A 15,953-nucleotide genomic window follows, 5' to 3' on the forward strand; every position below is an offset into this window, starting at 1 on the left:
GGGCACCCAGCCGATCACTTCCGCCCCGTCTGCATGGTCCCGAGAGAGACTGATTCGCGCGATGATTCGCCGGTTCCGCACCTGATGCCTGCATCTCGTTGGCGGTATTGGCCCCGATTTCGACCCCGATCATCCCCACCGCCCAAGAAATCGGTGGAGGTTTTCTGAACGCTCCTAAAACGCTTGAACGCTCTAAAACGCCTTTTGAACGCCTGTTTTGGGCCATTAAAACGCTGCCGGCTTCGAGCGTTTTGAAATCGGGGCTTCCGAGACGGGTTCTCCCACAGGTTTTACCGCAGAACGCTTTGACATTCCCGCAAGGATCGCGAATGCGTGGATGAAGGGCGCGATGGGAACAGAACGTGATCATTCGTGTCCCTGAGCAAACCAACACCATGTCGGAGAATCTGAGAATGAGCTCCAGAAACCAGCGCCGCGCAGGCGGTACGAAGCAGACCGACCGAACCCGGAGCAGAAGCCCGGAACGGGTCGTATCCACGATCACCGAGCGCCGCATTGATGCGCTGCGCCCCTATGAGGGCAATGCCCGGACCCACTCGAGACGGCAGATCCGCCAGATCGCTGACAGCATCGATCGCTTCGGCTTCACCAACCCGGTGCTGATCGCCGACGATGACACCATCATCGCCGGCCATGGCCGCGTGCTGGCGGCACGATCGCTCGGCATGACGGAGGTGCCGACCGTGCGTCTTTCGCACATGAGCGAAGCCGAACGCAGGGCCTACATCCTGGCCGACAACAAGCTCGCCCTGAATGCGGGCTGGGACCAGGACCTGCTGGCGATCGAACTGCAGGGACTGATCGATCTCGACTTCGATGTGGAACTGACCGGCTTCTCGCTCGCGGAGATCGATTTTACCCTCGATGCGGCAAGCGAACGGGAGACACCGGGCCCGGCGGCACCGGAGGACGAGATCCCGCCGCTGCCGCAGACAGCGATCAGCCGGCAGGGCGATCTCTGGCGCTGCGGACGCCATCGACTGCTCTGCGGTGATGCCCGCTCATCTGCCGACTACGATCTGCTGCTGGAACAGGAGCAGGTCGATCTGGTCTTCACCGATCCGCCCTACAATGTAGCGATCGACGGCCATGTCTCCGGACTTGGCAAGGTGCGCCACCGGGAGTTTGCCTTCGCCTCGGGCGAGATGTCGGAGGACGCCTTCACCACCTTCCTGACCGAGACCCTGGGAGCGGCGGCGGATCGCTGTCGCGACGGCGCCATCGCCTTCGTCTGCATGGACTGGCGGCACATGGGGGAGTTGCTCGCGGCAGGCCGCACGGTCTTCTCGGAACTGAAGAACCTCTGCGTCTGGAACAAGACCAATGGCGGCATGGGGAGCTTCTATCGCTCCAAGCATGAGCTGGTCTTTGTCTTCAAGGTGGGGACGGGTCCGCATGTGAACAGCTTCGGTCTCGGCGAGACGGGTCGCTACCGGACCAATGTCTGGGACTATGCCGGCATCAACAGCTTTGGTGCCAGCCGGGACACGGATCTGGCCATGCACCCGACGGTCAAGCCGGTCGCCCTGGTGGCGGATGCGATCCGGGACTGCTCGAAGCGGGGTGACATCGTGCTCGACGGCTTTGGCGGTTCGGGCACGACCCTGATCGCAGCGGAGCAGGTTGGCCGCCAGGCACGGCTGCTGGAGTTCGATCCGGCTTATTGCGATACCATCGTGCGGCGTTGGGAACGCCTTACCGGCAAGCACGCCACGCTCGCGGCATCGGGTGAGCGTTTCGAGGATGTCGAGGAGGAACGCCTTGCCGGGGTCGAGCCAGGGGCATTCGGCCCTGCCAACGGGGAGATCGCCAAATGAGCGGCGGTCAGGACGGTGGCAGCGGACAACCGCGCCGACGAGCCAGCGCTGCGAATCACGACGACCGCACGAATACCGATGCTCATCGCGACGACGGTGACGATTACGAGGTAGGCTTCCGCAAGCCGCCACGGTCAACGCGGTTCAAAAAGGGCCAGTCCGGCAATCCACGAGGACGACCGAAGAAGCCCAAGCCGGAACCCATTCATCTGGCGGATGCGCCTGCCGACACCTTCCTCGAACAGGAAGCCTATCGTCTGCTGACGTTCCGGGAGAACGGCCAGGAGGTCCAGCTTCCGGCCACACAGGCGGTGGTTCGCTCATCGATCATGTCCGCGCTCAAGGGCAACCGCCTGTCTCAGCGCTTTGTCATCGAGCTCATGGACCGGAAGGAGGAGCAGTATCTTGAGTTACGCCTGAAACGGTTCTTGCGTCTGGAGAAGCTGAAGGCCGAGGGCGAGGCGAAGATAGCCGAACATCAGAAGCGGGGCCTGCCACCGCCTGACCTGCTGCCGCATCCGGAAGATATCGTGCTCAACTACCGGACCAGCGATGCGGAGATCCATGGCCCCGAGACCCGCGAGGATCTCCGCGACTGCGCGTACACGGCCGATCTGCGCGATCTCTGCATGATGCAGGCCGCGCTCAGCGAGAAACAACGCCCGAGAACCGAAGCAGGAGACAAGAGCAATGTCCCCACGGCGATGGTGTTTGCCCAACTCATGGACCACCTCCTACCCCGCCGCTTCCAGTGGAGCGAGGTCGAGGAAGTCTCGGTGTTCATGGGCTTCATGGCCGAGGACCGCAAAAAGTTGAAGGCACGGATCGAAAGGGAGATGGCGCGGCTCGAACGCGAACGTCCGCCATCAACGCTGAGTGAAGCCCAACGGGCCCTGGTCGATCGGACTTCGCAACGGCTAGGTGAACAACTCTGGCCAAAGGAGAAGGAGGGCTGACGGCACCCGGTCTGGAGGAAAGGTCGGGTAGATTGACAGGCCGAAATGCTGAGAGATCCGAACCCGGCTGGACTTCCGGGGGCGACCAAGTCATTCCCGGTGTTGTAGTTGGCATTCATCCACGAGAAGAGACAAGGAACTTTCCGATGGCACAGCTGCGCCAACTGGGCCCGGGCTTCGACCCGGTGGTCGTCGCCGGAATCGACGCAAAGCTGCACGAGGTCGAGGCGAACCATGGTGTCCGCATTCTGCTGGCCATCGAGAGCGGCAGCCGGGGATGGGGTTTTCCATCGCCGGACAGTGACTACGACTGCCGCTTCATCCATGTCCGCCCGCAATCCGATTATCTGAGCCTCTATCCGCCGCGCGATGTCATCGAGTATCCGCCGGATGCGATCTACGACGTGAATGGCTGGGACCTCGCCAAGATGCTGAAGCTGCTGCTGAAGGGCAATGCCGTGGTGCTGGAATGGCTGATGTCGCCCTTTGTCTATCGCGGGGAGGCGGACTTCCGGGCTGAGGCGCTGGCCCTGGCCGACCAGGTGGTACAACCAGCTGCCATCGCGATGCATTACCTGCATCTGGGGGAACGGCAACGGGAGACCGCCTTTGCCGACGGATCAGAGGTCCGGCTGAAGAAGCTGTTCTATGTCCTGCGCCCGGCCCTTGCCTTGCGTTGGATGCGGCTGCATCCGGACAGGGCGATCGTGCCCATGGCGTTCCGGACCCTGGTGGCGGAGAGCGATGTCTCTGCGGACAGCACCGCGATCATCGACGATCTGCTCGCCCGCAAGGCGGAGACACGCGAGATGGGGCACGGAAGGATGCCACGGGAGATTGGCGCCCTGATCGACGCGGAGTTCGGGCAAGCGCGGCAGCGCTGGCCGGAACCGGCAACGCGGCCAGGAGACGAGGCGGTCAGACTGGCGGATGCGTTCTTCCAGAGGTGGGTGAATAGCGGGGACAGCTAAGCAGCGTCTTGGGTCACGGTCCACCAAGGCTCAGGACTCATTGATCATATCCGGTATATGGCGGCTTCCGCGATTGCAATGGCTGACATGAAATGGACCTGTCGCGGTTTTGATGCCGGCGAACTTCGACAGGAAAACGCAGTCTGATCCGGATCAACCACTGCCGATTTCGATATTCGCGAATAGCTTGTCGATGATTGGACAATCAGGGACTTCGCCACCCTCACACTGAGTCGACATGTCCGCGAGTGTCTGCTCCAGTCGCATCAGATCACCGATCTTGGCACGAATGTTACCCAGGTGTTCGACCGTCATTGCGTGAACCTGACCGCAGCTGTAATCGCCGCCGTCGACGAGGCTCAGCAACCCCTTCAGCTCTTCAATGGTAAATCCCAGCTCACGACCTCGCAGGATGAACTTGAGCCTTCTGTGTGCGTCCTGGCCGTACAGACGATATCCATTTTCGGCACGCCTCGGTTCCGGCATCAGGCCGATCTTCTCATAATAGCGAATGGTTTCGATATTTGTCCCGGCGGCCTGTGCCAGGCCGTTCCGGGTCACATGATCGAGAGGGTCGTCGGGTTTGTTCAACATTTCTCTTGAGCCTGTAGGGACTACAGACCCTACCATCCGGCTATGAATTCTACAACGAGAGAGCAAGAAATGCCCGCCACACCGCACGATACCCCGTCTGACGGGGCCGACGGAACAGTCTCTGATATAGAGAGTCGCCGCAGCGGCCTGCTGGCCGGTGCGGGGTTGCTCGGCGCCCTTCTCGCTTCGTCGTGCTGCATCGTGCCCTTGGCATTTGTGACGCTCGGGATCAGCGGCGCGTGGATGAGCAATCTCACCGCGCTTGAACCCTACAAGCCGTATTTCGTGGCCGTAACCCTCCTGATGCTCGGGGCCGGGTTCTGGCACGTCTACATCCGACCAAGGCGGGCGTGCGCGGCGGGGTCCTATTGCGCAAGCCCGGCTTCGGGACGGATTTCCAGGACGCTCCTGTGGCTGGCAACAGCCATCGTGCTGCTGGCCGCGACGATCAATTACTGGGCCCCCCTGTTTTATTAGGAGCAATGATGATGAAACGAACTGCCGCTGTTCTTGTTGCATTGGCATCGATAGGTGCCGTCGGATTGGGGGGATCCCATGTTCTGTCCAACGCGATGACGGCGAACGCCGCTGAAAGCGCCTCTGTTGCGCAGCAGACGCGGACCTTTGCGGTCCAGAAAATGACCTGTGCGCTCTGCCTGATCACGGTTCGGACGGCGATGGAAGCTGTCGAAGGGGTGGAGTCAGTGCAGATCGATCTCGACACAAAGACCGCAGCGGTGGTCTTCGATCCGGCGATCACGACACCGGATCAGATTGCCCGGGCTTCGACCAATGCCGGGTATCCGGCAAATGCGGTTCCCGAAGGCAGCTGAAATAAATGATCGCACGATACTGAGGACCGGGATTGGCGGGACAGTGGTTGCCGCACTCTGCTGCTTCACGCCAGTGCTGGTCATCCTGCTTGGTGTGACCGGATTGTCGGCCTGGCTGGGCTGGCTGGACTATGTGCTGCTCCCAGCCTTCGCGATCTTTATGGCCATCACGGTCTATGCCCTCTGGCGCAGAAGCAAGCGACAGAATGATGAGTGCTGCGAGACAGACAATGCGCAGGAAAGACGACAGGAACGCTGATGAACAATATCGTCAATATGGACCCGTCACGCGCCGCGGGCGCAGGCTATGATCTGGTTGTTGTCGGGGCGGGGTCGGCCGGATTTTCAGCCGCAATCACTGCGGCGGATGCCGGCGCGCGCGTTGCCCTCGTTGGGCACGGAACCCTTGGCGGCACATGCGTGAATGTCGGCTGTGTTCCCTCAAAGACCCTGATCCGCGCCATGGAAGGCTTGTACGGCGCAAACCTCGGCCGCTTTGCCGGGATCGAAGGCAAGGCGGTGATCAAGGACTGGTCGGCGGTTATCCGACAGAAAGACGATCTGGTGGAGGAGTTGCGGCAGGCCAAATACGCGGACCTGCTTCCGGCCTATGAAGGCGTCAACTATCTCGAAGGCCCGGCCCGCATTGTCGAAGGCGGGGTAGAGGTCAGCGGCAGGTTCATTCGGGCTGCCCGGACCATCATTGCGACGGGATCGCAACCATTGATCCCGGAGATTTCTGGTCTTGGCGACGTTCCCTACCTCACCAGTACAACGGCCCTTGAACTGCCAGACCTACCTGCATCCCTGCTGGTCATTGGCGGCGGCTATGTCGGTGCGGAGATCGCACAGATGTTCGCCCGTGCGGGCGTGCGCGTCACAATTGTCTGCCGAAGTCGCCTGTTGCCCGAAGCCGAGCCAGAGATCGGCGCAGCCTTGTCGGGGTATTTCCGGGATGAAGGAATCATCGTGCAGCAAGGAGGGAGCTACAGGAACATCGCGGTATCAAGGGATGGCGTGACCTTGCGCGTGGACAGGGGCGGCGACCTTGTCGAACTGAACGCTGAGCGGGTGCTTGTCGCAACCGGCCGTCGACCCAATACCGACGGGCTTGGACTGAAGGAACGCGGGATAAGGCAGGAGAGCAATGGCGGCATAGCCGTGGATGATCTGATGCAGAGTTCAGTTGCGGGCATCTATGCGGCGGGCGATGTGACGGGGCGCGACCAGTTTGTCTACATGGCCGCTTATGGTGCAAAGCTGGCCGCAGAGAATGCAGTGAACGGCGCGGCGCGGCGCTACGATGCGACAACGATGCCTTCGGTCGTGTTCACCGATCCGCAAGTAGCGAGCGTCGGTCTCACGGAACAAGCCGCCATGTCAAAGGGGCTAAAGGTTCGCACGTCGCTGCTGCCTCTTGAATACTTGCCCAGGGCGCTGGCTGCACGGGACACACGCGGCCTGATCAAGCTCGTTGCCGAAGCCGGAACGAACCGGATTCTGGGGGCGCACATCCTGGCTCCCGAGGGAAGCGACAGCATCCAGACGGCAATGCTGGCCATCCGCTTTGGCATGACGGTAGCTGATCTCGCTGACACGATATTCCCGTACCTGACGACTGTAGAAGGGCTGAAGCTGGCCGCACAGACCTTCGACAAGGATATTGCAAGGCTGTCCTGCTGTGCTGGTTAAGCAGAACGCTCTCGCTGTTCCTCGGGTTGTGAATGGACACCTGCCAATGTTGCAGGTAAAGATCGACGCATGAAAATCACGGCGCATATTCTGGTTCTTGCCCTGCTTGCCGCCTTCGGCACAGCTGCCTTTGCCAATGTATCGGCTGCAGGCAGCATGAAAATGCAGATGCTGGCGACCGCCGATGTTCACGCAGGCATGGTCGAGTGCGGTGATTGTGATGTTGACGGTCCGTCAACGATGTCGTGCGGTGAAATGTGCTTCACTTCCCACATGATAGCGTTTGCCGCGACTGAATCAGACATTCCCTCGATGCACCGCGTCGCATTTCTTGATGTCCCTGATTTTTCAATCGGTCGACAGGCATCACCCGACCCGTTCCCTCCGAAGGCAATCATCCTGAACTGACACCAGTCGGATTTCGATCCGGCCAGGCTGTCTTTCACGCACCGTTGGCCTAGGAGCGATGGTGTTCGGATGAATGTCGGCAATCTGCCCCAGTTCGCGCAGGTGCCGCGCTTCGGGAACTCTTCTGAAAATGTCTCAATTTCGCGATGCGGTGCTGTCGCGCCGCAGCATGTTGTCGCTGCTCATGGCCAACATGGGGGTGGCGGTCATGCCCCCATCCCTCAGGGCCACTACCCGGCAGGCTGCGGTGAAGGAATTTGATCTGCGCGCTGCGCCGGGGCATAGCCGATTGACCGCCGCTGCGTCTGACCAGACAGCTGTCTGGGCCTACAACAACAGCGTGCCAGGTCAGGAACTCCGCGTTCGCCAGGGTGACCGCGTTCGCGTGTCGGTGAACAATGACCTTGACGAGCCGACCACTGTCCATTGGCACGGAGTTCGGGTGCCCAATGCAATGGATGGGGTGCCCTATCTGACTCAGGCCTCCATCCAACCCGGTGGCAAGTTCATGTATGAATTCGATGCCGTGGATGCGGGGACCTATTGGTACCACCCACATCAGCGCAGCTTCGAGCAGGTCGGGCGCGGCTTGTACGGCCCGTTGATCATCGAAGAGCACGATCCTGTTCGGGTCGATCGCGATCTGACCTGGATGCTGGACGACTGGCGGCTGGGGCCGGATGGGTCGATCCGTGGTGACTTCGGCAACCGACACGACATGAGCCACAATGGCAGGGTGGGAAACACCGTGACTATCAACGGTCGCGCTCCCGGTGATCTTGTGGTGCGCTCAGGCGAGCGAATTCGCCTGCGCCTGGTCAATGCGGCCAATGCCCGGATATTTGCCCTCGATTTCGAAGGGCATGCGCCAATGGTCATCGCGCTTGATGGCCAGCCGGTCAGCCCGCATTCTCCGGCGAACGGGCAGGTCGTCATTGGCCCGGCCATGCGTGTCGATCTCATTCTCGACATGACGGACCGGCCCGGCAGCCGCAATGCCGTCATCGACCGCTTCTACAAAGGGCTCGAGTATCAACTGACGGAACTGACCTATGCGGCTGCGCCGCTCAGATCGAGCCCACCAGACTGGCCGATCGAGTTGCCGTCCAACGGGCTTCCGGAGCCTTCAATCGAATCCGCCATCAGGCATGAGGTCGTATTCAACGGCGGCATGATGGGGCGGATGGTCATGTCGGATATGGGCGGCAGCATGGGTGAAGGCCGGACCGGCGGCATGATGAACATGATGCGCGGTTCAGGCGTCTGGTTCGTCAACGGCGTTGCTGCTGAAGGTCATGTGCTGGAGCCGTTCCTGACCCTCGAGCAGGACCGAAGCCACATCATCTCCATGACGAACGCCACGGCCTGGCATCATCCGATTCATCTGCACGGGCACTCGTTCCGGGTGATCGCACGGAGCGGCGAACCTACCCGCCATCGTGAATGGCAGGACACCGTGATGATGGCTCCGCGGGAGCGGGTCGACATAGCCCTGGTTGCCGACAATCCGGGCGACTGGATGTTCCATTGCCACATTCTCGAGCATCAGGCTGCCGGAATGATGGGCGTCATACGCGTTAGCTGATCTGCATCAAAGGAGAAATCAATCATGCGCAAACACCTTTCACTTGCACTGTTCGGGCTGCTGATCTGGACAACTGCACCGGCATATGCCGAAGAATCATCGCGCGATGTAACGCTCTACAAGAACCCGCAATGCGGCTGCTGTGAGAGTTATGCCAGCTATCTGCGCGAGAACGGATTTACCGTCACCGTCAAGCCTACCCACGAACTGGCACAGCTCAGCCGAATGGCCGGAATTCCCGAGAATTTCGAAGGCTGTCACCTCTCGATGATTGACGGCTATGTCGTCAGCGGCCATGTGCCGGTTGCAAGCGTCGAAAGATTGCTCAGCGAGCAGCCGAAGATCGTCGGGATCACGCTGCCGGGCATGCCACAGGGTTCACCCGGGATGTCGGGCCGGAAGACGGAGCCTTTCACAACCTACGAAATCGGCTCTCAATCCCCGCGGATCTATGCTGTCGAATGATGCCGATGCCACCGTCCATGATCGGGACTGGCCATATGCGTGTCACCCTTGTCGCTACGCTGGCCGGCGTCTCGATGATGGCCGCCTGGCCGGGCCATGCTGGTCAGGCTGATCATGAAAACCCTCAACAGGTCGCACGTGGTGCCGAGGTCTATGTCGCCCATTGCGCGTCCTGTCACGGCACGAATCTGGAGGGACAACCGAACTGGCGGTCTCGCAAGCCGGATGGGCGACTGCCGGCCCCGCCTCACGATGAAACCGGGCACACCTGGCATCATCCGGACGCGATCCTGTTCTCGATCACGCGGGACGGAACGGCAGCACATGCCCCTGCGGGATATCTGACGGACATGCCGGGTTTTGGAGACGTCCTCTCGGACGACGAGATCTGGTCTGTCCTTGCATACATCAAGTCCCGCTGGCCGAAACACATTACGGCCCGCAGGCAGGCTGCAATCAGGGAGAAGGCGAAATGATGGAACATATGGGCGGAATGATGTGGGGCATGGGTCTGGTCTGGATTCTAGTCATCCTGGTGCTGGGCCTCAGTGTAGCCGCTCTGATCAAGTACCTTCGATCCGGATCAGAAAGCCGGAGCGACAGTGATGACTGAATCCACCCTCCAGGAACCACAAGAAGACAGCGCCCCTGCAGGGAAATACCTGAGGTTTGCCGTTCCGCTACTCATCTTCAGCGTCATTGGCATTGCATTGGGCGTCGGACTGACCCTGGATCCGAAAAATATCCCATCAGCATTGATCGGCAAGCCTGTGCCTGTCTTTGATCTGCCTCCGGTTCTCGGACGCACACAGGGTCTTCAAAGTAGTGACCTTCAGGGGGACGTTGCCCTGCTCAATGTGTTTGCATCCTGGTGCACCGCATGCCGTGCGGAGCACCCCCTGTTCATGCGGCTGGCACGAGAGCAGATCGTTCCGATCCATGGACTGAATTACAAGGACCAGCCTCAGGACGCCGCAGCATGGTTGGAGCAGCTCGGCGACCCCTACACACGTACAGGCGCGGATATCAACGGGCGAGTGGGGATCGAATTCGGCGTCTACGGCGTCCCCGAAACATTCGTGATCGGTCGGGACGGTCGCATTGCCTACAAGCATATCGGACCTGTCACGCCTGACGCACTGACGAACACGATCCTGCCACTCGTCGAACGACTGAGAGAAAGCTCGGAGGGAATGGCTCAATGAGAATATCCGTTCTTGCATCATTTTTTCTTCTGTTCACCGCCGTTTCAGCGGGAGCTGAACCCACAACCATGCCGCTTCACGACGCAAAGCGTCCCGTTCCCGCCATCGTCTTTGCAGACGAAACGGGCAATCGCCTGACACTTGAGGACTGGCGCGACAAGGTCATCCTGCTCAACATCTGGGCGACATGGTGTCCGCCGTGCCGCCACGAAATGCCTACGCTGGACAGACTCCAGGGCAAACTTGGAGGAGAGAATTTTGAGGTTCTCGCCCTCTCAATAGACCGGGCAGGCCCGAAGGTGGTGCGGGCATTTTTCGACAAGATCGGAGTGAAGCACCTTCGGCTTCTCATCGATGAAACGGGCGCATCGGCCCGGAATCTAGGGGCCTACGGGCTACCGGTAACCTTGTTGATAGACCCCGACGGCGCGGAACTCTCACGAATAATCGGACCAGCCGAGTGGGACACACCCGAAATGATCGCATTCTTCGAAAAAACCATCGCGGCAGAGCGAGCAGGAAGGAAATAGTAATGGAACTCAATCAATCCAGTGAGCGGCTCAGAAGAAATTTCGTGAAAGGGTGGTCGCGGCTTCAAATGTCGCCTCGACGGCTTTCGTTGCTTGGTGTCGCGGGTGCTATCCTGATCGCCCTTCTGTACCAGAATTCGCTGATCGCGTTTGGCATTGCGCCAATTCTTATCAGCTTGTTGCCCTGCGTTCTGATGTGCGCGATGGGCCTTTGTATGCGCGGTTGTTCGGGAAGTATCGGCTTGACGTACCACGGGTTCAGAGCCATATTAAATCCATGGCAGGAGTATACTCATGAAAGTCGATCTTTCCAAGCCCATCTACCATGACGAAGACGCCGCGCGGGATCACCTCGAAGCGTTGCTCTGGCCCAATGGTCCCGTCTGTCCCCGTTGCGGTATCGGCGGCGAGCGCATCACCAAGCTCATGGGCAAGTCCACGCGCCCCGGCGTCCACAAGTGCAAGAACTGCCGGAAGCCGTTCACCGTCACTGTCGGCACCGTCATGGAGCGGTCCAAGGTTCCCCTGCACAAGTGGGTTCTGGCCGCACAACTCATGGCGTCCTCCAAGAAGGGCATGAGCGCCAAGCAGCTTGAGCGGATGCTGGGCGTCACCTACGAAACCGCATGGTTCCTGTTTCACCGTCTCCGCGAGTGCGCCCTCGATCCGTCGCGCGGTCCTGTCGGCGGCGAGAACAAGGTCGTGGAAGCCGATGAAACCTATATCGGCGGCAAGGCGCGCAATGCCCACAAGTCCAAGCCCGTGCCCAAGAAGATGGCCGTGTTCTCCCTCGTGGAGCGCGATGGCGAAGCCCGCTCGTTCAGCGTGACCAAGGTCAACGCGAAGACACTCCGCCCGATCCTCGTGCAGAACGCAGACCGCGCCTCCTACCTCATGACGGATGACAGCACCGTCTATCCGACCATGGGCCGCGAGTTTGCCGGTCACGGTGCCGTCAATCACTCCGCCGACGAATATGTGCGCGGCGGGTTCTGGTACACGAACACGGTCGAAAGCTACTTCGCCATCCTCAAGCGTGGCGTCTACGGCACCTTCCACAACCTCTCAGAAGCCCACTTGCACCGCTATCTCGCGGAGTTCGATTTCCGCTACAACACGCGGACCATGGACGATGGCGAGCGCGCCGAAACCCTGCTTCGTCAGGCCAAGGGCAAGCGCCTCATGTACCAACAGCCTCGTGAAGCCGCGAACGCCTAGGCAGCACGCTAGGGCGTTCATCCGCTGGCGGAAGACAGTCGGAAAGGGCTAGGCTGCGGAACGTGCTCACTTCGTCCGATGAGGGGATTGCGAATGGCGGCGTTCCGAAGGCCGTTTTCTGAACGGGCCAAAGAGGCTGTAGAGTCCGCGCAAGCAGACGCGGTAAGCTTCAAGGCAGAGATACTCAAACTTGAGGATGCAATAGCGGAGAAGAAGGCGGCGCTTGAGCTGGCGCAGTCGGCGATTGATCGCTTTGACAGCTTTGTCCTCAAGATCGGGGGGAAAGTCCAATGCCCCGATTGCTGGATTCTCCGAGGCGTCCATGCCGACATGATCCCTATCGAGAGCAGCAATACGCGCGTCGATTGGTTTCGATGCAGGCAATGTCATTTGGAAGCCCCTTTGGACTGATCCCGCTTACGCGGCGGTTTCTCGCGCGGCTTTGGGGGCGTTTTCAGCAAGCGGCGCAGTATCTCGTCGCGCTCGCGCTCCGGGCTGCTTTGATCGTCCTGGCTCATTTTTCCACCTTTGCATTGAGAGCTTCAAATGACCGATCCTCAATCTAGCACGATTTGGCCGCAATATCAGATCACACTCACCGCTGATCAAGCCACAGAGCTTGGCCGGCTAACTGTCGTGTGGGGACAGATTGATCATTTTGTATTCAACTCCGTCTCGTTACTGCTTACTCCGGACCCCAACGCCGCCATCGCCATGTTGGGCGACTTGACAACGGGTCCGTTAGTCAATCTTCTAAATAAATCACGCCATCGCATAAAAGATGATAATATAAAATCAATGATAAAAACCTTTCACGACGATATGGGTTCATTAATAAAAAAGCGAAATCATATCATGCACGGAATGTGGGGTCTATTTCTGCCGGGAAAGGATGCTAAAAAGGCGAAACCGGCATGTTTTTACGCGAAAAATCCGTTAAACCCGATATTTGCCGAAGACATTCACGACTTAGCCAACAAAGCAGCAGAGCAAACTCATGTTATTTCGACCGTATTTCATCATATAGCCGAAATCAGCCCGCCGGAAGGAACTCCAAAATTCTATTTCGGGGCGCACATTCCTCGGATGCCAAAAGGCTCGCGTTTAGAACGGATCGTACCGCGCCCGAAGAATCGTCCACGCTCAACGTGATTTCAAGCAAAGCGTCCACTCCCGCCTCGATCATCTCGGGCGTCACTTCGATTTCGTGCTTCTCTTTCCTATCAGGCACTTACGTCTCCTACCTCAATTATGGTACGTCAGTCCGATAGTTCCCGGTTGTTCAGACAGGAAGTGCTCTGATCAACCCGTAGCCGACAATCAGCCGTCGGCGAAAGGCAGCATTCACTCGTGAACTGCCAACCCACCACCAACCCTTCGAAAGGAAAATATGATGTTCAAGATCGTTAAAGTACTCGCATTGACTGTGGCCATGGCAGGAATGGCCTCAGTCTCCGCCATTGCCGGCGCCGAAAAATCACCCGGTGGCACGATGGAGCATGGGTCCATGATGCAGAATGACATGCAGGAAGGCGAAATGGCCGGGATGATGAAAATGATGCAGCAGATGGCACCAATGATGGAAAAATGTCACAAAATGATGTCGGCCATGAGCGATCACATGAAGGCAGACAATCCTTCATCTGATGACAAGGGCTGATTAGCCAACCAGCGTCTGCCGCCTTCCGGGGCGGCAGACGCGCTCGCTTCATGGGAGCATCCGTATGCCATCAAAATTTTTCCCAGTTCTCTTAGTCGCTGTTTTCCTGGTATTTGCCGGCCAAGCGACAGCAAATCATCCCGGTGAGTCTCTTGATGCTGAATTGACAGCAAAATCGAATTATTTCCAGATCATCGACAGACCAGCGCCGGACTTCCAACTCGCTGACCTGCGAGGTAATCCCGTGACGCTACGGGATCTCGCAGACAAGATCCTGATCCTGCATTTTGTATATGCCCGATGTCCCGATATCTGTCCGCTTCACGCGGAGAAAATCGCCGACGTGCAGAAAATGATCAACCAGACACCTATGAAAAATATGGTTCAGTTTATAACTATTACCACTGATCCAGAAAGGGATATTGCTGAAAATGTTATGAATTTTGGTGAATTACATGGATTGAATGAGGTCAATTGGTCCTTTCTAACCAAATTGCCAGATCAGGATGAGGCGGAAACGCGATCCCTCGTCCAGCAATATGGGCACAAATTCAAGGTCATGGATGATGGAATGCAAGTGCACGGCGTTGTTACTCATGTGATCGATCGTGGCGGTCGATGGGCTGCGAATTTTCATGGGCTGAATTTCGAGCCCGTGAACCTCCTACTCTACGTCAACGGTCTCTCCCATCGGGTTTGGCCGCCGAAATTGCAATCCAAACCAGGGTTCTGGGAGAGAATGAGGAACATGTTTTGAAGAGCGATACACGTGCCGAAGAGAATGCGCCGATATCCGGACGAAATTGGCTGGTAAGCCTGCGGCGTTATTTCATCGTCAGTGCAATCGGCAATCTTGCGTGGGAATTCCTGCACCTTCCACTATACACAATCTGGACTGATTCCCCCTTCCGCGAGAATGCGTTTGCAGCCGTTCATTGCACCGCCGGTGACCTGTTGATCGCGTCGAGCACGCTCATATTGTCGCTACTGGCTTTGGGCCGGCACGATTGGCCGCAACAAGGTGTCAGACCGGTGATCGCCGCCACAATGACGATGGGGATCGCCTACACCATCTTCAGCGAATGGCTGAATATCGATGTTCGGTCAGCCTGGGCCTACCGGGAGATCATGCCCGTGATGCCATGGTTCGGAACAGGCCTCAGCCCACTGCTACAATGGCTTGTGGTACCCGGCATGGCCTTCTGGTGGGCACTCAGGCCTGTGGCCAGCCTGAATGACGAAACCAGATGACGGCAGAGCTGACATTGCTGGGTATCGGGGCCGCCTTTCTGGCGGGTTCCATTTCCTTTTTGTCACCCTGCGTGTTGCCACTCATACCAGGATACGTCTCCTATATCGCCGGTCAATCCTCTGGCCCGGCTTCCACGCGAGGAAGAAATAGAGAGACGATTGCTGCGATTGGCCTCAGTTTGTGCTTCGTCCTTGGATTTTCCACAGTATTCATCATACTCGGAGCCAGTGCGACCGCGCTCGGTCGCACATTGCTTGTTTATCAGTATGAGCTGAACATTGTCAGCGGAGCGGTCGTTGTTCTCTTTGGCCTGTTCATGCTGGGTGTCGCATCCGGTAGCTTCCTGCAACGGGACTTTCGCCTGCACCTTCAGATACCCGGTGGACGCCCGTTCTCTGCTTACGTGCTCGGTCTGGCTTTTGCGTTTGGCTGGACACCATGCATTGGGCCGATACTCGGGACGATCCTGATGACCAGCGCGGCCTCGGCAACGGTCGTGGAGGGGATCATCTTGCTTGCTATCTACTCCGCCGGACTTGGTGTCCCGTTTCTAGTCGCCGCAGTGTTCACGGAAAAACTGGCCGGGCGGTTGCGTGCCGTTGGTCGTGTGGGCCGTCGCCTCCATCAGGGAGCGGGCCTAGTCGTAGTGATTGTGGGTGTGGCGATGATGAGCGGATACCTCTCGGCGTTTGCGTTCTGGCTACTGGGCACGTTTCCGGTTCTTGGGCAGATCGGTTAAACAGCCT

19 protein-coding genes are annotated in these 15,953 nt (G+C 58.7%); 18 read left to right on the forward strand and 1 reads right to left on the reverse strand.

What is annotated here, in order from left to right:
- The first annotated feature begins 500 nt into the window (after positions 1–500).
- The 3 genes from TEF_03165 to TEF_03175 all read left to right on the forward strand — a co-directional run bounded on the left by TEF_03165 (position 501) and on the right by TEF_03175 (position 3,765).
- A complete protein-coding gene (locus TEF_03165) occupies positions 501–1,838 on the forward strand; it encodes a DNA methylase N-4 (GenBank protein ID ANK83240.1) in 1,338 nt (445 codons plus the stop codon).
- Positions 1,835–2,794 (forward strand): hypothetical protein, encoded by a 960-nt coding sequence (locus TEF_03170; GenBank protein ID ANK79905.1) that lies wholly within the window; start codon positions 1,835–1,837, stop codon positions 2,792–2,794. Before TEF_03165 ends, TEF_03170 begins: the two co-directional genes overlap by 4 nt.
- Before the next feature lie 146 nt (positions 2,795–2,940).
- Positions 2,941–3,765, forward strand: coding sequence for a nucleotidyltransferase (locus TEF_03175; GenBank protein ID ANK79906.1), 825 nt, complete (start codon positions 2,941–2,943; stop codon positions 3,763–3,765).
- A gap of 153 nt (positions 3,766–3,918) precedes the next feature.
- Here the strand turns inward: TEF_03175 and TEF_03180 are convergent, their stop codons facing one another.
- Positions 3,919–4,359, reverse strand: coding sequence for a MerR family transcriptional regulator (locus TEF_03180; protein ID ANK79907.1), 441 nt, complete (start codon positions 4,357–4,359; stop codon positions 3,919–3,921).
- 126 nt (positions 4,360–4,485) lie between these two features.
- On the opposite strand from TEF_03180, the gene TEF_03185 reads away from it, so the two are divergent.
- From TEF_03185 to TEF_03255, 15 genes are all read left to right on the forward strand, one after another.
- Positions 4,486–4,836 (forward strand): mercury transporter MerT, encoded by a 351-nt coding sequence (locus TEF_03185; GenBank protein ID ANK83241.1) that lies wholly within the window; start codon positions 4,486–4,488, stop codon positions 4,834–4,836.
- 11 nt (positions 4,837–4,847) lie between these two features.
- Positions 4,848–5,192: a heavy metal transporter gene (locus tag TEF_03190; protein ID ANK83242.1), complete on the forward strand. Its 345-nt coding sequence runs from the start codon at positions 4,848–4,850 to the stop codon at positions 5,190–5,192.
- A complete protein-coding gene (locus tag TEF_03195; protein ID ANK79908.1) occupies positions 5,170–5,451 on the forward strand; it encodes a hypothetical protein in 282 nt (93 codons plus the stop codon). Before TEF_03190 ends, TEF_03195 begins: the two co-directional genes overlap by 23 nt.
- Positions 5,451–6,884, forward strand: coding sequence for a mercury(II) reductase (locus TEF_03200; protein ID ANK79909.1), 1,434 nt, complete (start codon positions 5,451–5,453; stop codon positions 6,882–6,884). Before TEF_03195 ends, TEF_03200 begins: the two co-directional genes overlap by 1 nt.
- A 69-nt stretch (positions 6,885–6,953) precedes the next feature.
- Positions 6,954–7,292, forward strand: a complete 339-nt coding sequence (locus TEF_03205) for a hypothetical protein (GenBank protein ID ANK79910.1) — start codon at positions 6,954–6,956, stop codon at positions 7,290–7,292.
- A 130-nt stretch (positions 7,293–7,422) separates the two neighbouring features.
- Positions 7,423–8,877, forward strand: a complete 1,455-nt coding sequence (locus tag TEF_03210) for a copper oxidase (GenBank protein ID ANK79911.1) — start codon at positions 7,423–7,425, stop codon at positions 8,875–8,877.
- Positions 8,878–8,901: 24 nt separating this feature from the next.
- Entirely contained in the window at positions 8,902–9,342 is a 441-nt protein-coding gene (locus TEF_03215) for a metal-binding protein (protein ID ANK79912.1), read from the forward strand.
- Positions 9,343–9,377: 35 nt separating this feature from the next.
- Positions 9,378–9,818: a cytochrome C gene (locus TEF_03220; GenBank protein ID ANK83243.1), complete on the forward strand. Its 441-nt coding sequence runs from the start codon at positions 9,378–9,380 to the stop codon at positions 9,816–9,818.
- Between the two features lie 129 nt (positions 9,819–9,947).
- Positions 9,948–10,547 (forward strand): thiol:disulfide interchange protein, encoded by a 600-nt coding sequence (locus TEF_03225; GenBank protein ANK79913.1) that lies wholly within the window; start codon positions 9,948–9,950, stop codon positions 10,545–10,547.
- Positions 10,544–11,077, forward strand: coding sequence for a thiol:disulfide interchange protein (locus TEF_03230; protein ID ANK79914.1), 534 nt, complete (start codon positions 10,544–10,546; stop codon positions 11,075–11,077). Before TEF_03225 ends, TEF_03230 begins: the two co-directional genes overlap by 4 nt.
- Before the next feature lie 294 nt (positions 11,078–11,371).
- Entirely contained in the window at positions 11,372–12,295 is a 924-nt protein-coding gene (locus TEF_03235; GenBank protein ID ANK79915.1) for a transposase, read from the forward strand.
- Positions 12,296–12,388: 93 nt separating this feature from the next.
- Complete coding sequence (locus tag TEF_03240) at positions 12,389–12,706, forward strand: hypothetical protein (GenBank protein ANK79916.1); 318 nt, start codon at positions 12,389–12,391, stop codon at positions 12,704–12,706.
- Between the two features lie 1,021 nt (positions 12,707–13,727).
- Positions 13,728–13,955: a hypothetical protein gene (locus TEF_03245; GenBank protein ANK83244.1), complete on the forward strand. Its 228-nt coding sequence runs from the start codon at positions 13,728–13,730 to the stop codon at positions 13,953–13,955.
- 789 nt (positions 13,956–14,744) lie between these two features.
- On the forward strand, positions 14,745–15,206 hold the full coding sequence (locus tag TEF_03250) for a hypothetical protein (protein ID ANK83245.1): 462 nt from the start codon (positions 14,745–14,747) through the stop codon (positions 15,204–15,206).
- Complete coding sequence (locus tag TEF_03255) at positions 15,203–15,946, forward strand: cytochrome C biogenesis protein (GenBank protein ID ANK79917.1); 744 nt, start codon at positions 15,203–15,205, stop codon at positions 15,944–15,946. The genes TEF_03250 and TEF_03255 overlap by 4 nt, the downstream gene beginning before the upstream one ends.
- The last annotated feature ends 7 nt before the right edge of the window (positions 15,947–15,953 follow it).

It is taken from the genome of Rhizobiales bacterium NRL2, from assembly GCA_001664005.1.
In the GTDB taxonomy this organism is placed as follows: domain Bacteria; phylum Pseudomonadota; class Alphaproteobacteria; order Minwuiales; family Minwuiaceae; genus Minwuia.

What these genes read in the sequence shown, in the direction of transcription:
- TEF_03190 (ANK83242.1), top strand. Translation starts at nt 4,848, where the DNA reads ATGAAACGAACTGCCGCTGTTCTTGTTGCATTGGCATCGATAGGTGCC.
- TEF_03225 (ANK79913.1), top strand. Translation starts at nt 9,948, where the DNA reads ATGACTGAATCCACCCTCCAGGAACCACAAGAAGACAGCGCCCCTGCA.
- TEF_03220 (ANK83243.1), top strand. Translation starts at nt 9,378, where the DNA reads ATGCGTGTCACCCTTGTCGCTACGCTGGCCGGCGTCTCGATGATGGCC.
- TEF_03240 (ANK79916.1), top strand. Translation starts at nt 12,389, where the DNA reads ATGGCGGCGTTCCGAAGGCCGTTTTCTGAACGGGCCAAAGAGGCTGTA.
- TEF_03200 (ANK79909.1), top strand. Translation starts at nt 5,451, where the DNA reads ATGAACAATATCGTCAATATGGACCCGTCACGCGCCGCGGGCGCAGGC.
- TEF_03180 (ANK79907.1), bottom strand. Translation starts at nt 4,359, where the DNA reads ATGTTGAACAAACCCGACGACCCTCTCGATCATGTGACCCGGAACGGC.
- TEF_03215 (ANK79912.1), top strand. Translation starts at nt 8,902, where the DNA reads ATGCGCAAACACCTTTCACTTGCACTGTTCGGGCTGCTGATCTGGACA.
- TEF_03255 (ANK79917.1), top strand. Translation starts at nt 15,203, where the DNA reads ATGACGGCAGAGCTGACATTGCTGGGTATCGGGGCCGCCTTTCTGGCG.
- TEF_03230 (ANK79914.1), top strand. Translation starts at nt 10,544, where the DNA reads ATGAGAATATCCGTTCTTGCATCATTTTTTCTTCTGTTCACCGCCGTT.
- TEF_03235 (ANK79915.1), top strand. Translation starts at nt 11,372, where the DNA reads ATGAAAGTCGATCTTTCCAAGCCCATCTACCATGACGAAGACGCCGCG.
- TEF_03245 (ANK83244.1), top strand. Translation starts at nt 13,728, where the DNA reads ATGGCAGGAATGGCCTCAGTCTCCGCCATTGCCGGCGCCGAAAAATCA.
- TEF_03205 (ANK79910.1), top strand. Translation starts at nt 6,954, where the DNA reads ATGAAAATCACGGCGCATATTCTGGTTCTTGCCCTGCTTGCCGCCTTC.
- TEF_03195 (ANK79908.1), top strand. Translation starts at nt 5,170, where the DNA reads ATGCGGTTCCCGAAGGCAGCTGAAATAAATGATCGCACGATACTGAGG.
- TEF_03175 (ANK79906.1), top strand. Translation starts at nt 2,941, where the DNA reads ATGGCACAGCTGCGCCAACTGGGCCCGGGCTTCGACCCGGTGGTCGTC.
- TEF_03210 (ANK79911.1), top strand. Translation starts at nt 7,423, where the DNA reads ATGTCTCAATTTCGCGATGCGGTGCTGTCGCGCCGCAGCATGTTGTCG.
- TEF_03170 (ANK79905.1), top strand. Translation starts at nt 1,835, where the DNA reads ATGAGCGGCGGTCAGGACGGTGGCAGCGGACAACCGCGCCGACGAGCC.